The sequence below is a fragment of the Streptomyces sp. NPDC005281 genome (assembly GCF_040607495.1).
In the GTDB taxonomy this organism is placed as follows: Bacteria; Actinomycetota; Actinomycetes; order Streptomycetales; family Streptomycetaceae; genus Streptomyces.
In genome coordinates, this window is the sequence record NZ_JBEXGX010000109.1 from 1 (window position 1) to 1,118 (window position 1,118).

At 68.1% G+C, this 1,118-nt stretch carries 1 protein-coding gene; it reads right to left on the reverse strand.

The genetic code is table 11. From position 1 onward, the window contains the following. Positions 1-146 precede the first annotated feature (146 nt). Positions 147-899 (reverse strand): class I SAM-dependent methyltransferase, encoded by a 753-nt coding sequence (locus ABZV42_RS42275; RefSeq protein ID WP_356057677.1) that lies wholly within the window; start codon positions 897-899, stop codon positions 147-149. Positions 900-1,118 lie beyond the last annotated feature (219 nt).

The window sequence follows — 1,118 nt, forward strand, 5'->3', positions numbered from 1 at the left end:
GACCCGATAACTCAGACACGCGCCCAGACACCCGACCACCCCCTGGGACCACTACCCAGGAACCTACGCCCGAGGCCTAAAACAACGGCATTGCGCCTAGGACCTGTCCGGCGAGGGGATGCCTTCACGTCTCGGTGCGGCGGAACCTACGGTTTGTGGGTTACCCAGAGCAGTTCCGCGGGCCAGCGGTGCGCCCAGTCGGGCGGGTCGGTTTCGTTGTAGCCGTTGGGTGTTCCGAGTTCGGGCCGCGGCTCGATGAGGTCGTCGATGACGAGACCCGCGCCGCGCAGGACCTGGACCCAGCCGCCGTAGGTGAGCTGATAGCTGGTCGCGCCGTCGTCCGCACCGTCGTCTTCGGCGATGGTGTTCAACCCGAAGTAGTCCTGCTGCAACGTCGTGGTCACGCGGCCGGCGGCTTCGTCGTAGCAAGCTTCGAACCATGGGCTGGCGACGTTGAACACCAGGCGCCCGCCTCGGCGCAAGACGCGTGCGGCCTGCGGGACGGCCAGGTGCGGGGGCGCCCAGCTGAGCCCACCGAAGTCGCAGAACACCAGGTCGAAGCTGTCGGCGGCGAAGGGGAGTTGTTCGGCGGCGCCTTGCACCAGCGGGTAGCGGGCCGCTCCCATCGCGCGAGCCGCTGCGGTGAGTTGGGCTTCGGACAGGTCGAGCCCGACCACGGTGGCGCCTTCGGCGGCGAGCGCCCTGGACCACTGGCCGCCGCCGCAGCCGAGTTCGAGGACGCGCTTGCCGGTGACGTCGCCCAGGGCGTGCAGGTGCGCGTCGGGGATGGAGTACATGCCCCACAGCCGGGGTGTGGCACCGATTTGAGGGTCGTGCTTGTGCTGGTAGGCGCTGCTGATCCGGTTCCAGAGCCGCCGGTTGGCGGGGATGCTGTCCACGTGCCGACTCCAGCACTGCTTGCCGGAGGCGGTCAACACGATTAGGGCACCGGCCGCCCCTTGGTCCGGCCCTGGCTCGGCCCATGATCCGCCGGACGACCCTAGTGCCGCCTCAGGCACGGCACTAGGCGGTGTCTTCAATTGATCTTGGATGGTGGATCATGGTCGGGTGATACGTCGCCATGAACTGTCCGATGTCGAGTGGGAGTTCGTCCGGCC